At 60.2% G+C, this 13,779-nt stretch carries 9 protein-coding genes and 3 pseudogenes; 3 read left to right on the top strand and 9 right to left on the bottom strand.

Going from position 1 to position 13,779, the window contains the following annotated elements; genetic code table 11:
* Positions 1 to 10: 10 nt before the first annotated feature.
* The 6 genes from ACR3EG_RS03825 to ACR3EG_RS03800 all read right to left on the bottom strand — a co-directional run bounded on the left by ACR3EG_RS03825 (position 11) and on the right by ACR3EG_RS03800 (position 5,864).
* Positions 11 to 145, bottom strand: a complete 135-nt coding sequence (locus ACR3EG_RS03825; protein ID WP_170353569.1) for an aa3-type cytochrome c oxidase subunit IV — start codon at positions 143 to 145, stop codon at positions 11 to 13.
* Between the two features lie 65 nt (positions 146 to 210).
* Complete coding sequence (locus ACR3EG_RS03820; RefSeq protein WP_480483040.1) at positions 211 to 771, bottom strand: hypothetical protein; 561 nt, start codon at positions 769 to 771, stop codon at positions 211 to 213.
* Positions 758 to 2,596, bottom strand: coding sequence for a glycerophosphodiester phosphodiesterase family protein (locus tag ACR3EG_RS03815; RefSeq protein WP_480483038.1), 1,839 nt, complete (start codon positions 2,594 to 2,596; stop codon positions 758 to 760). The genes ACR3EG_RS03820 and ACR3EG_RS03815 overlap by 14 nt, the downstream gene beginning before the upstream one ends.
* A 64-nt stretch (positions 2,597 to 2,660) precedes the next feature.
* Positions 2,661 to 3,110 (bottom strand): DUF6173 family protein, encoded by a 450-nt coding sequence (locus ACR3EG_RS03810; RefSeq protein WP_480483036.1) that lies wholly within the window; start codon positions 3,108 to 3,110, stop codon positions 2,661 to 2,663.
* 4 nt (positions 3,111 to 3,114) lie between these two features.
* Entirely contained in the window at positions 3,115 to 4,161 is a 1,047-nt protein-coding gene (locus tag ACR3EG_RS03805) for an MBL fold metallo-hydrolase (RefSeq protein WP_480483034.1), read from the bottom strand.
* A complete protein-coding gene (locus ACR3EG_RS03800) occupies positions 4,161 to 5,864 on the bottom strand; it encodes an acyl-CoA dehydrogenase family protein (protein ID WP_480483032.1) in 1,704 nt (567 codons plus the stop codon). Before ACR3EG_RS03800 ends, ACR3EG_RS03805 begins: the two co-directional genes overlap by 1 nt.
* A 135-nt stretch (positions 5,865 to 5,999) precedes the next feature.
* Between ACR3EG_RS03800 and ACR3EG_RS03795 the strand changes: the two are divergent.
* Positions 6,000 to 6,949, top strand: a pseudogene (locus ACR3EG_RS03795) (L-threonylcarbamoyladenylate synthase).
* Here the strand turns inward: ACR3EG_RS03795 and ACR3EG_RS03790 are convergent.
* Positions 6,950 to 7,504: a YqgE/AlgH family protein gene (locus tag ACR3EG_RS03790; protein ID WP_170353576.1), complete on the bottom strand. Its 555-nt coding sequence runs from the start codon at positions 7,502 to 7,504 to the stop codon at positions 6,950 to 6,952. It lies immediately after the preceding pseudogene.
* Positions 7,505 to 7,649: 145 nt separating this feature from the next.
* Here ACR3EG_RS03790 and ACR3EG_RS03785 point away from each other — a divergent pair, with 145 nt between their 5' ends.
* A complete protein-coding gene (locus ACR3EG_RS03785; protein ID WP_480483030.1) occupies positions 7,650 to 8,432 on the top strand; it encodes a protein-disulfide reductase DsbD domain-containing protein in 783 nt (260 codons plus the stop codon).
* Between the two features lie 30 nt (positions 8,433 to 8,462).
* Positions 8,463 to 8,834, top strand: coding sequence for an NUDIX hydrolase (locus ACR3EG_RS03780; protein ID WP_480483028.1), 372 nt, complete (start codon positions 8,463 to 8,465; stop codon positions 8,832 to 8,834).
* Positions 8,835 to 8,877: 43 nt separating this feature from the next.
* Here the strand turns inward: ACR3EG_RS03780 and ACR3EG_RS03775 are convergent.
* Together ACR3EG_RS03775 and ACR3EG_RS03770 are read right to left on the bottom strand one after the other, a co-directional pair.
* Positions 8,878 to 12,273 (bottom strand): annotated as a pseudogene (locus tag ACR3EG_RS03775) (efflux RND transporter permease subunit).
* 5 nt (positions 12,274 to 12,278) lie between these two features.
* A pseudogene (locus ACR3EG_RS03770) lies at positions 12,279 to 13,732 on the bottom strand (efflux RND transporter periplasmic adaptor subunit).
* Positions 13,733 to 13,779: the final 47 nt, after the last annotated feature.

The following is a 13,779-nucleotide window of genomic DNA, read 5'->3' as shown; positions in this document are numbered from 1 at the left end:
ATTTTAAGGTTTAAGAAGCGAAAACCGCCAGGAACAGGCACAGGAAGGCGATGGCTACGACGCACCACGTGGTCGCCTTGATAAAGCCGTCAAATGTTTTTTCCTGAACTTTGATGTCCATTTCGCCGTGCTTGTATTCAGCCATGTGAAAGATTCCCAATTCGCGTGTTTGAGATGTTGGTAATCGAAAACGCGAGGGCTGTCACCACGTCATTCGCGCGCAGGGACCGCAGATTGGAACACCGAACAGCCCGGATACCCGAAGCCCCAGCGCCACGGCAGGCCAGAACAGGGTGCGCCGCCGAATCGAACAGCCGCAAACATCGCTTCGGCCGTCACGGAATGGGCGGTGCGAATCTGGTCGGGTGTCATGTCATATCGGACGGAATACTCTTCGGCGTGCTCAGTGCCGTGCTGTTTCACGCAGGCGCGCAGCGTGTCATCCGCTGACAGGCGCGCGTCATAACTGTCTTCGGCGCGCAGGGCTGCACCCGCGTTGTGATAGGCCTGATCATGGGCCACGCAGCAGTATTCCCAGGGTGGGTGCGCTTCATACAAAGCGCGGAACTTCGGGAAGGTCTCGGCTACGAACCGCCAGCTGGTCGACAACCCGCCCGAGCATCCATCAGTCTCGAATGCTGTTAAATCTGCTCCCTCGCTTTGCGCGATCAGCGCGCGATGGGCGGGCAGTTCGAGGCTGCGCATGAAATCTTGCGCCGCGACCGGGCTGGCCAGAACCGAAAGGATCAGCGCCAGTTTACGGGCTTGCATCGCGCATCGCCTGTTTGTCCACGGACATGCCAAAAGTAGTTGCAAGCCACAGCAAAAGGCGCTCAGCCGGGCCCATCTCGGCCCGGATGCGCAGCACCTCGTTGGCCAGCGCCGGGTCGTCGGTGATCAGCCCGTCTACCCCCATCGAGGCCATGGCCGACATCTGCAGCGGGTCATTCACCGTCCAGACATAGATATCCTTGCCCGCCGCCTGCACGCTGCGCACCAGCCCCGGTGTCGCCATGCCTGCATTGACGGCCACAAACTCACCTTCAAGCCCCGAGAGGTCTCCGACCGCCGTGGCGGCCAGAACACCGGCGCGCCAGTCAGGGCGCAGTTTTTCCATTTTCTGCACGGCGGGGTATTTCAGCGACATGGTGGCGATGTCGTCCTGCATCTCGAACTCTTCCACCAGTGCGGCGACGCGATTTTCCAGATCGACGTCGTGACCGTAATATTTCAACTCGATGATGACCTTGGCCTTGCCCTTTGCTGCCTCCAGAACTTGTCGCAGAGTCGGGGTGCGTTCATCGGCGTATTCAGGATCGAACCAACTGCCGATGTCGATCTCGGCCACGTCTTCCATCGTGGCATCCCAGACCTTGGTGGGCACGCCCGCCAGTTTCATGAAATCGCTGTCATGGGCCACGATCACCACGTCATCGGCTGATTCCTGCACGTCGATCTCGACCCAATCGGCGCCGTCCTCGATGGCTTTCAGAACTGCGGCCATGGTGTTTTCCGGCCGCAACGCTGCAGCCCCCCGATGGCCGATCACCTCGGCCCGGTCGGGGGCATCAACACGGTCCAACACCTCCTGCCCGACCCACAGCCCCGCAACCACGGCCACCGCCGCGCCGCCAAGAGCGGCGAGAAGCGGCACGCGCAGATTGCCCGGTTCGGGATGCGGGGGTTCCGAAGTCTTGATCTCGAAAAACCCATCCAGCAACACCGCCAGCGCGCCCAGCGCCGTTGCGGCCAGAACCAGACCGGCCAGAGACCACAGCCCGGCAACGATCAGACTGTAGATCAGCGCCAGTTTCAGATGAGACGCCTCTTGCAGGGGCACCAGATCGAACAACAGCCCCGCCACCGTCGCAATCAACGCGGCAATAACAATGCGCAGGCCCAGCCAGATCGCCAGCTCAAGCTTGAGCCGCCCGCGCTTACCCTCCATCCGGGTGGCGCTGACGTTAAAGGCGCTGGCGGGGGCCACAGATTCGAACAACACCAGATGCAGGCCCAGCGCCCAGGCCGAGAGCCTGCGGATCAACACCCAAGCCATGACCAGCACCACCGCACCGATCAGACCCACGGCCACAAGGAAGGATGGCGGGCGGAATGTCAGGTAATAGTTGATGTCATATTCGGTCAGGGTCCACCACGCGATCACCGCCGCGATAGCGGCAAATGGCACAACCAACAGCAACACCCGCAACACGAACCGCACCGCGAAACCGAACAGAGCGGGCAGGCGCGACAGGATCAGGCCAATCGCGGAACTGCCTGCGCGCCACGGGTCACGTTCGCCCATTCGCAACGAGGTTGCCATGACCGAAAAGACCAGCACCTCGGCCAGCAGAAACAGGCTGAGCACCACCACAGCCGCCACGAACCCGACCGGAGACAGAATGAATGCAGCGATGGCTTGATCCGTCAGCGCGGTCTGGTTTGACAGCGACACCGCCAGATTGACGGTAATCGCCACCCCCGGCGCGATCAGCGCAACCAGCAGCAGGCGAACGGCCAGGTAGATCGGCACAAAGACACGGCGCCGCGCCCAGGCACCGCGATAGGATGTTGTAACGGCTGAAAAAAGGCTCACCAGCGTTCCCCTTGAATGACCAACATATTCAAGGCCGCGCAGAGGTGAATTGCAAGATGTACGCTCAGCTTTCTTCCAGATCGGCCGCCAGACGGAATCCGATGCGGTTGGCTGGCTTGTCCTCGACCGATTTGGGCAGGGCGCGCAGCATCACGTTCAGCTGGCTGACATGCTGCACCAATTGCGTTCGCGCCCCGGATCCGTCCGAGCCATAAAAGGTGATCATATCGGGGTCGAAATAGCCCATCCCCTCGATCCGCATCACGCCTGCATCGCCGCCGGTAAAGCCCATGGCGACCTCGTGATCGGCATCCAGCGTTTTCTCGAAATTCTGGATATAAAGGATCAGCCGCTCATAGGCCCATTGCGCCGGGCTTTTGCTTTCAACCGGTTTTTGCAGTGTGTCGGGCAGGTTTTGCGTGCCGGATTGCGCGTTGGGGTTGGCGTGGACTTCGTAACAGCGCGGCAAGGCCGCTGATTCTGCTGCCTCGGCCGAGGTTTCGATCTTGTCCATGGCTTTACCCTTTGCGCTGAAACTCCCACGCCCCGTCCGCGCGCCGCGTCCGGGTCACCGCTCCAATGTGGTAAAGATGGTTCAGATGTGCAACCGACTCGACCAGAGCCAGCCCATATTCGCCATCGCCGATCTGGCGTTTGAACAGGGGCGGAAAGCACTCGGCGGCGGTTTTGGGCGTGTCCAGATAGCTTTGCAGACGCTCCAACGCACCATGGTGATTGTCGATCAGTTGCTTCATCCGCAGCGGAAGGCCAGTGAAGGGCAGCTTGTGCCCGCCCAACGCCAGGTGATCGGGGCGCGCCAACCCTTGCAGCCGCTCACAGGCCTCAAGCCATTCGGCTACCGGATCGGCCAGCGGCTCGGTCACATAAACCCCCAGATTGGGGCTGATCGAGCTTAGTATCTGATCGCCGGTGATCACCAGATTGTCGTCGCGACTCCAGAAGGTGGCATGTTCGGGGGCGTGGCCATTGCCCATATGCACGTCCCAATCGCGCCCGCCCATTCGGATCACGCTGCCCTGCTTGATCCGGGTAAAGCCCAGCGGCATCGGATAGACCGTGTCGCAGAAATTGAACGGCCGTTCGGTCATGCGTTTGGCCAGGAAATCGGCATCCATCCCGGCGCTGCGGTAATAATCCAGCGTCTCGGTCGGCCAGGTTTCCTGCACGTCCAACTGCAGCATCCGCGAAAACAGCCATGCGGTGCGGGTTGTCACCAGCTCGGCCCCGTGTTCGGACTGGAACCAACCGGCATTGCCGACATGGTCAGGATGGTGGTGTGTCACCACCACCCGCTTGACCGGCTTGCCGCCCAGCGGGCCCGCCATCAAATCAGCCCATATGCGGCGCGTCTTGTTCGAGGACAGACCGGTGTCGATCACCGTCCAACCGTCACCATCATCCAGCGCATAGATGTTGACGTGATCCAGCGCCATGGGCAGCGGCAAGCGCATCCACAGCACGCCTTCGGCGACCTCAATCGCCTCGCCCGGGGCCGGAGCCTCGGGCCAGGGATAACGGATCGTCAAAGGGCTCTGGCCGTCCATCAGGCGGCCAGTTCTTCAGCGCTGAGACCGTAGACATCTTCGGCCCCGTTTTGCGCCTGCGCCAGCAGACCTGAGTATTCAGGCAGCAGTGCGTTGATGTAGAAGCGCGCCAGCTTGAAGCGCGGACCTTCAGGCTCGGCCAGCGCCGCCTTCAGGTGGTAATGCGCGCCCAAAATGCGGGCGAAGGCATGCAAATAGGGCACGGCACCGGCAAAACGGTTGTTCATATCGGCCTGCGATACCAACCACTCGGTGGCCTCGCGCAGGCTTTCGGTGGCTTCCCAGACCGGACCGGCCAGTTCCGGCATGGTCGCACGGGCCGTTTCAGCGTGATCCTCGATCTCGTCCAGAAGACGGCTGGCCGCTTCGCCGCCATCCATCAACTTGCGGGCCACAAGGTCCATCGCCTGAATGCCGTTGGTTCCTTCATAGATCGCTGTCACGCGGACATCGCGATAGAACTGCGCCGCGCCGGTTTCCTCGATGAAGCCCATTCCACCGTGGACCTGCACGCCCTCTTCCGAGACGCGCATGCCGGTTTCGGTTCCAAACGCCTTGCTGATCGGGGTCAGCAGCGCAGCGCGCGACACCCATTCAGGATCATTGGTGGCCGTCGCCATGTCGATCGCCGCCGCATTGGCCAGCATGATCGCCCGCGCCGCAAACGTGTCGGCACGCATGCTCATCAGCATCCGGCGCACATCGGCGTGGTCGATGATGGTACCAGAAGGCGTCTTGCCCTGCTTGCGTTCCAACGCATAGGCCAATGCGTGCTGATAGGCACCTTCAGCAACGCCAACGCCCTGACCACCCACGCCCAGACGCGCGTTGTTCATCATGGTAAACATCGCGGCCATGCCGCCATGTTCCTTGCCCACAAGCCAGCCTTTGGCACCGTCATACTGCATCACGCAGGTCGGCGAGCCGTGAAGGCCCATCTTATGTTCCAGCGAAACCACTTTCAGTTCATTCGCCACTCCGGGATTGCCGTTTTCGTCCGGCAGGTATTTGGGCACCAGGAACAACGAAATCCCCTTGGTTCCAGGGACGCCGTCGGGCAGACGCGCCAGAACAAGGTGGCAGACGTTTTCCGCAAAATCGTTGTCGCCCCAAGAGATGTAGATTTTTTGGCCCGACACCGCGAAAGTACCATCGCCATTGGGTTCCGCTTTTGATGTCAGCGCACCCACATCCGAACCGGCCTGCGGTTCGGTCAGGTTCATGGTGCCTGACCACTCGCCCGCGATCATCTTGGGCAGGTACAGCTCTTTCAGCGCATCACTGGCGTGGTGTTCCAACGCTTCGATCTGGCCCTGCGTCATCAGCGGGGCCAATTGCAGTGACAGACAGGCCGCTGACATCATCTCGTTTACGGCGGTTGTCAGAGTCATCGGCAGGCCCATGCCACCATATTCGGGATCCGCGCTCATGCCGATCCAGCCGCCTTCGGCAATCGCTTTCCAGCCGTCGCCATAACCCGGTGAGGTGCGCAGAACACCGTTCTCCAGCCGCGCCGGCTCCAGATCGCCGGGGCGTTGCAGCGGGGCCATGACCTCTTCGCACATCTTTCCAGCTTCGGTCAGAATCGCGCTGACCACGTCTTCGCTGGCTTCCGAAAACTTGTCAGTGGCGGCGATCTGTCCGAAATCGACCGCGTGGCGGAACAGGAATTCGTAGTCAGAGACTGGTGCGCGATATGGCATGGCTTCACCTCGGGGCTGTATAAAGGTCTGCAACGGCGGGGTTGGAAACCAAGCGCCCACCGTTATTCATCTGGATTTGGACGATTACGTACCTGTCCCCATGATACAAGCAATCAAAACGCGGCGTCACCACCCATGATCCCCAACGGAACACACGAACTGTTCGCCGACCCGGATGGAATTGCGCAGGCAGCGGACCTGCTGCGGCAAGGACAGCTTGTCGCCTTCCCAACCGAGACCGTCTATGGGCTGGGCGGCGATGCCCGCAACGGAGAGGCCGTGGCCCGCATTTATGCAGCCAAAGGCCGCCCCAGTTTCAACCCATTGATCGCGCATGTCGCATCGGTCGACGCCGCAAAACGATTTGTGACATGGTCCGATCAGGCACAGGTTCTGGCAGATGCTTTTGGCCCGGCCCGCTGACTTTGGTTTTGCCATTGCGCGCTGACCATCAAGTGTCGTCTCTGGTGACCGCTGGCCTCGATACGCTGGCCCTTCGCGTTCCGGCCCACACTACGGCACGCGCTATTCTCGAAGCCTTTGACGGGCCCGTTGCAGCGCCGTCAGCGAACCCGTCAGGGCAAATCAGCCCGACAACCGCTGGTCACGTGCGGGCCGGGTTGGACGGACGCATTGCCGCTATCGTAAACGACGGCCCGTGCGGGGTCGGTCTGGAATCGACGATCGTCGGACTGGCCGGTGAGCCAACCTTGTTACGCCCCGGCGGCGTCGCGCTGGAAGAGATCGAGAGCACCCTGAACACCCGCCTCCATCTACATCAAACCGGAGATCTGCTTACAGCCCCCGGCCAGTTACTATCCCACTACGCGCCCGATGCCCCGGTTCGCTTGAATGCTGACGCCACTCAGGGGGACGAGGTGCTATTGGGCTTTGGGTCTATTCCTTGCGACCTTAACCTGTCGGCTGAAGGCAATTTGGTCGAAGCCGCCGCTAACCTGTTTGCAGCGCTGCACCAGTTGAATACCACCGGTCGACCGATTGCAGTTTCGCCAATCCCGGACCACGGCCTTGGGGCAGCAATCAATGACCGTCTGCGCCGCGCCGCTGCACCGCGCGATCGCTGATCAGGCACGCCCGGCGCTGGCCGACAAAGTCAACGGATCAACACCCAAAGTGGCAAGCGCGGCCTCCCATTTCTCGTCATCGGGTACGTCGAACACCAGTTTCGAGGACGCATCCGTGGTCAGCCAGCCATTCATGGCGATCTCATCCTCAAGCTGGCCAGGCCCCCAGCCGGAATAGCCCAGCGCCAATGTCGAATTGAGCGGACCACGGCCCGAGGCCAGATCTTCAAGGACGTCCAATGTCGCTGTCATGCTGAAATCATCCGAAATTTTCATCGAATGTAGATTCGCATCATAGTCTGAACTGTGCAGAACAAAGCCGCGCGACATCTCGACTGGCCCACCAAAATGCACAAGACGTTCGCCCACGACAGGGATTCGGCAGGCGATGTTGAGCTGCCCAAGCAAAGTCTTGATCCGCAGGTCTGACGGCTTGTTGATGATCAGACCCATCGCCCCATCATCTCCGTGGCTGCACATGTATACCACCGAATGATCGAAGCGCGGATCGCCCATACCCGGCATCGCAATCAACAGTTTTCCGGTCAGGTCCATAAGATGGCATCTCTTGCTTGGTGCCCTTCAACAATGGCCCCGAGCGGCGGCGATTGGCAAGAGATCAGCGCAGATTTCCGCAGATTTCATTCGAGTGACCTGAACGTGACTTGGAATCTGCGTCGGGACCGCGCATTTATAGCTTATGAACGTACATATGACAGTCTCAGCGGTCGCATTGACCTTCGCCCTTGGATTTGTTGCCCCGGCATCCGCGCAGGTGACCGGGACCGTGGCAGAATTGGATATTCTCGACGGTGGTCGCACCACGCAGGGAACCTATATGACAGCGGTGCGGGTGACGTTGGATGATGGGTGGAAAACCTATTGGCGCGCGCCCGGTGATGCAGGCATTCCACCGCATTTCGACTGGAACAGTTCGGACAATGTTGGGAACGTGTCGATTACCTGGCCGACCCCTGATGTTTTTGTCCAGAATGGACTGCAATCCATCGGGTACGAAGACCAGCTTGTTCTGCCGGTTGAGATTACACCGAAGAATCCCGGCCAACCGGTGCACCTGAAAGGCACGATGGATCTTGGCGTGTGCAAGGAAGTCTGCATCCCGGCACAACTGGACTTCGATCACAAGCTGAACGCCGATGCCGGGCGCAACCCGGCCATTGCCGCAGCACTCGCGCAGCGCCCCTATTCCGCAAAAGAGGCAAGGGTCGCTCAGGCCAGCTGCCGCCTGACACCGACATCGGACGGGATGCAGATCGAAGCTCGGGTGACCATGCCCTCGGCTGGCGGTCAGGAACTGGCAGTTATTGAGCCCGGCAATCCCACTCTTTGGGCATCACAGCCCGATACTGAGCGCCAGGGTGACACGCTTGTCGCTACGTCCGAAGTGATCAGCGCATCCGTACTTTGCGTTGGAGCGGTCCGAGATCAGGATCACCGTTCTGGGCGCAAATCACGCGGTTGACATCAAAGGGTGCAGCGCAGGCTGATCCCGATGGTTCAAACGCCAAAAATCGGAGCACTGGCTGTCGTCATACACGACGCGCAGGTTCTGCTTGTGCAACGCAGCAAACAGCCAGACGCAGGGTTGTGGGGGTTTCCCGGCGGTCATGTGGAATGGGGCGAAACGGTTCTGCAAGCCGCAAAACGCGAATTGCATGAGGAAACCTCGGTCACGGCGAAGCCTCTGCATTATCTGGACAATCTGGATCTGTTGCGACGGGACTCGCACGGGGCTGTAGTATCGCATTATCTTTTGGTTGGTGTGATGTGCGCATACCAGTCCGGGCAGCCTGTTGCAGGCGACGATGCGTTGGATGCGCGTTGGTTTCCTTGGAACAGATACGGCGCGGTGACCTGCCCATGAGCAATCGGGTCAATGATCTATTAGAGACGGCCCTGCGCCGAAACTAGGCCGAGCGGGCCTTGAGACGTGCGAAAAACAGGCCAGACGCGGCGATGCTGAGCACAAGAATGACAACCGCCCCGCAACAAATGCGCCCAGCCCCATTTGCAGAGCTACAAGACCGTCCGCAGACCCATAAAGCCCAGATAATATACCCAAAGGCGCACCCGTAATGACCGGGAGCACCATGGTCATGCCGAACCAGACCAGCAACGCTGTACCGGTGGCGGCAAGAGCGCCCTGCACCACCCGGTCAGGCGCGCGCACCGCGCGCCGCATAGCCGTGATCGGACGCGACAGGTCGTTCAGAATTCCCAACAGCGCCGGCACCAGAACCAGTACCAAAATCATCCCGAAGGCCAGGCCATAGACCAGAGTGATCACCGTCGGCTTGAGGAATTGCGCTTGTTGCGACCCCTCATACAGCAACGGGGTCAGGCCAAGAACAGTCGTCAGCGTTGTCAGCATAACTGGACGCAATCGGTCTGCGGTTCCTTCGATGATAGACGGCACCAGCCCGCGATCCTGCTGATAAGCATCTATCGTCGTCACCAAAACGATCGAGTCGTTGATAATTATCCCGGTCATCCCCAGCAGCCCTACAACGGTGAACATGCTCAGCGGCACCTCCCAGATGTAGTGGCCCCAGATCGTTCCAACCAACCCAAACGGAATAATCGCCATAACGACCAGAGGTCGCGTCCAACTGGCAAAGACCCAGGCCAGAACAAGATAGATGCCGGTCAGACACAGGATCAGACCGGTGCGGGCCTCGGACAAAAACTCATCCTCCTGCTCGCTCAAACCCGCCATGGTCCATTCGACCTGACGTTTGGCGGCGATGTCGGGTAGAATTTCCTCGCTCATAGCGCGGTTTATCTCTTCGGCGCGGGTGGGGTCGTCTTCCGCGATGTCGCCATTGACCGAGATGACCCGCAGGCCGTTTTCACGGCGGACAGTAGAAAACCCTGACTTGCGCTGAACTGATACGATATCGGCCAGCGGCACATACACGCCATCCGAGTCCGCATCAGTGTGCGTTCCAGGAAATCGGCAGTCAGCTCGTCCTCGGGCAATTCGACCCGGATTTCAGCGCTGCGGGGACCGTCGGGGAAGGTCGCGGCCTCAATCCCGTTCAGACGGTCTCGCAGGACACGGCCAAGTGTTTCAATCCGGAAGCCCAGTGCTTGTCCCTGCGCCGTCAGATCCAGAATGAACTCTTCCTTGTCATAGGCAAGATTATCCTCCAGCGCCGAGACTTCGGGGTATTTCGAAAGCTCGGCCTGAAGGTCTTCGGATGCGGCCTTAAGCGTGTCTACGTCTGCGCCATAAAATTGCACGTCAATCGCATCACCACCCGGCCCCGACCGCCAGCCACGGAAGCTGAGCAATTCGACCTTGGGATGGCGCGGGACGAAATCCTGCAATTCGCCAACGAATTCAAAACTGGAATAGGGGCGCAGATCGGCATCGATCAACTCGATCGAGATGCCGCCGAGAAGATCTTCGTCCTTGCCATCCGCCGCAGACAGTCCGCGGCCCGCCGATCCGCCAATCTCGGACAAGACATAGTCAATGGGATTGCGCCCATGGCGTTCTTCGTAAATTTGCCCCAATTCGTCCACGGCGATCTGCAGCTGGCGCATCATGGCCAGCGTGTCCTGACGCGTCGCGCCTTCTGCCATGATGAAATTGCCGGTGACCGAACCACGCTCGGGCGCATTGAAGAATCGCCAGTTCACGTCACCTTTGATGAACAGCGCCGCCTGACTTGCCAGGATCAGGATCATCAGCGCAACAACGACATAACGCGCCCAGATGACCCAAGCGATGAATGGGCGGAACAACTGATCGCGCACCCAGCGGAACCCGCGATTGACGACCCGGTTGGGCCAATCATACCAGTGTTCTTTCGCGGAATGTGCAATGGCGTGGGCCATATGGTTCGGCAGGATCAAAAAACACTCGATCAACGAGGCGATCAGAACCGCGATCACAGTAAAGGGAATGTCCCGGATCAACTCACCGAACCGGCCGCCAATCGCGGTCAGACCGAAAAAGGCAATGACCGTTGTCAGGGTCGCGGCAAAAACCGGCATCGCCATGCGCCGCGCTGCGCTTTCAGCTGCCACCATCGGGGCCTCGCCCAAGCGACGAGCACGGAAATCGGCATGTTCACCGACAACAATGGCGTCGTCCACAACGATACCCAGCGTGATGATCAGACCAAACAGCGACACCATGTTGATCGACAACCCGCCGATATACATGAAAGCAATCGCCGCAGACATCGCCACCGGGATCCCCGCCGCCACCCAGAACGCGATACGCGCATTCAGGAACAGAAACAGCAGACACACAACCAGCCCCAGGCCCATGAGGCCATTGTCGATCAGGATGTCCAGCCTGTCGGTGATTGCCTGCGCGCGGGTTCGGATCAACTCGACCGACACGCCTGCAGGCAGGCTGGCCTGCATCTCGGCTACGACCTCCTCGACAGTGCCCTGAATCTCGATCGCGTCCCCTAGGTTCGAGCGATCCACCCGCACTGACATCGCCGGGTTTTCACCTACGAAATAGCTGCGAATTCGGTCAACGCCCTCAACGCGGATCTGCGCCACGTCGCCGATCAGCAACTTGGATCCGTCCGGGAAATTGCGCAGCGGGATGCCTTCAATTTCCTCAGGCGTTCGCTTCTCGGTGCCGGTGCGAATGCGGGCATTGGCGCCCGTAACATCCCCGGCGGGGTTAGCCGTGACTTCGGCCGCAACGGCAGTCGCGATCTCGGACAGAGTGATATCGTTGGCAATCAACTGCGCGGTCGGAACCTCGATCACCACGCGCGGTGCAGCCAGCCCCGGATGGTCGTCCGTGTAACACCCACGGCAAACAGGCGGTTGATCAGTTCATCGGTGAATTTGGCAAGCTGATCCGGGGCAACAGGCCCGGTTACCACCACATCCGTTACACGGTCCCGCCACGCACCGCGCCGGATCGTAGGCTCTTCGGCATCTTCTGGCAGGTTGGTCACGCCATCAACGGCTGTTCTGACTTCTTCTACTGCGCGGGACATGTCCCAATTCGGCTCGAACTCCAGCCGAATGCTGGTCCGCCCCTCGCGCGAGGTCGCCTCGGTACTGGAAACGCCCTCAACCGCCAGCAGCGCAGGTTCAAGCGCCTGAACGATTCCATTGTCCACATCCTCGGGACCCGCCCCTTCCCACACGACGTCGACGTCAACACGTTCAAGGATGACGTCTGGAAAGAACTGCGCTCGCATGTTGGGCAAAGCCGCCACACCCAGCACCAGCAAAACCAGCAGCAACAGGTTCGCCACCGTGCGATGCCGGGTGAAATAGCTGAGGATACCACTTGCCGCGCCGGGGATCTCGCGCATCATAGCGGTTAACCTCCGGCCCGGTTTTCAATGCGGCGCACCAGAGATGCGGGAACTTTCGCCTCGCTGAGCTGTCCCAGGACGCGGTCTTTCATATCCTTCGGCATCTTGTCGCTGGCCTCGACCTGCGCGACAAGCCGCGCGCGCTGCTCGTCCGACAGCTCGACCAAATCGGGTTCAGCCCCGGCATTGGCTTCAATCCGCAAAGGGCGGACACGAACACCAGCACCCAGCAACGGCGTGCGGCCGATGACAACCTCGCGCCGTCCAGACCTTTGCCCCGCAACAAAACCTCGTCTCCCTGACGACGGATCAGTTCGACCGGCAAAGCTTCGAGCCGGTCACCCGTGCCCAGCACCAGAACCGTGCCAACCGCATCCAGAACCGAAGACGGCAGCCGCACTACATTGTCCAATGGCTGTTCCTGCACGGTCACTGTTACGAAGTCACCGGGTTTGAAACCCGACGCGTTATCCATCCGCGCATAAAGCAAGCGCCCCGTTTGCCCCTCACCGGCTGACCCACTATCGCGGCTGATGCGACCAGTCGCGGACAGATCTGTGCCCGTGACCTCAAGCGAGACCGTGACGGGCGCGTTGATAAGATTGCCCTCGGCATCCAGCAAACGCACGAATTGCGCGGTCGAAACGCGGAACGCGACCTCAAGCGCATTCGGATCGACCAGTTCTGCCAGTTTTTCATTGGCGGATACCAAACGGCCTTCGACCAGAGTTACATCCGTAAGCGTTCCACCGAACCTCGCGTGGATGGTCATGTCGCCCAAATCACGCTCGGCGGCCTCAAGTGCGATGCGTGCACGTGACAACAGCGTCGTCGCCTGATCCACCCGCGATTCCGCCTGTGCCAACGCGATGCGCCGGGCCAAAACCGCTTGCTCTGCCGCTGCCGCAGCAAGTTCGGCATCATCAGCCGTCGCCACCGAACCAACGCCCCGAGCAAGAAGATCCTGCTGACGTTTCATCGCGCGGTTTCGCAATTCGACCTGCGTTTCCGATGATTTCAACTCATCCTGAGCAAGCAGCAAAGACCGCTCGGCGTCGCGTTCTTCGAATTGGGCATCCAGCAGATCTGACTTGGCCCGATCCAGCGCCGATTGCGCATCGGCAGGGTCCAGTTCGACCAAAACCTCGCCGGCACTAACGGAACCGCCATCCTCGAAGTCATCCGACAGAGACACTACGCGCCCGCCCAGTGCCGCGCGCAGTTCCAAGCGTCTGCGGCTTTGTACTTCACCAAATGCCTCGAGATAGGGTGTCACGGTTTCCAGTTCCGCCGGACGGACAGTGACCGCGAAAACACGTTCCCGCGCCTGCGGCGCCGCGTCCTCGCGTGTCAGCAAATCCTGCACCGCGCCCGCAATAATCTGGGCGGCCGCAAACAAGAGAGCCAGCGTCAAAGACGCCAGAAACACTCCGACAAGGCTTTGCCTCAGAAATCGCATATTGCACTTACCCCGGTTGCATCAGGCTACCTGCCGCAAAAGGTAGC

This window comes from Ruegeria sp. AM7 (assembly GCF_056535965.1).
This window is presented reverse-complemented; position numbering and strand designations above follow the sequence as displayed.

What these genes read in the sequence shown, in the direction of transcription:
- ACR3EG_RS03825 (WP_170353569.1), bottom strand. Translation starts at nt 145, where the DNA reads ATGGCTGAATACAAGCACGGCGAAATGGACATCAAAGTTCAGGAAAAA.
- ACR3EG_RS03820 (WP_480483040.1), bottom strand. Translation starts at nt 771, where the DNA reads ATGCAAGCCCGTAAACTGGCGCTGATCCTTTCGGTTCTGGCCAGCCCG.
- ACR3EG_RS03810 (WP_480483036.1), bottom strand. Translation starts at nt 3,110, where the DNA reads ATGGACAAGATCGAAACCTCGGCCGAGGCAGCAGAATCAGCGGCCTTG.
- ACR3EG_RS03805 (WP_480483034.1), bottom strand. Translation starts at nt 4,161, where the DNA reads ATGGACGGCCAGAGCCCTTTGACGATCCGTTATCCCTGGCCCGAGGCT.
- ACR3EG_RS03800 (WP_480483032.1), bottom strand. Translation starts at nt 5,864, where the DNA reads ATGCCATATCGCGCACCAGTCTCTGACTACGAATTCCTGTTCCGCCAC.
- ACR3EG_RS03790 (WP_170353576.1), bottom strand. Translation starts at nt 7,504, where the DNA reads ATGGACCTGACCGGAAAACTGTTGATTGCGATGCCGGGTATGGGCGAT.
- ACR3EG_RS03785 (WP_480483030.1), top strand. Translation starts at nt 7,650, where the DNA reads ATGAACGTACATATGACAGTCTCAGCGGTCGCATTGACCTTCGCCCTT.
- ACR3EG_RS03780 (WP_480483028.1), top strand. Translation starts at nt 8,463, where the DNA reads ATGGTTCAAACGCCAAAAATCGGAGCACTGGCTGTCGTCATACACGAC.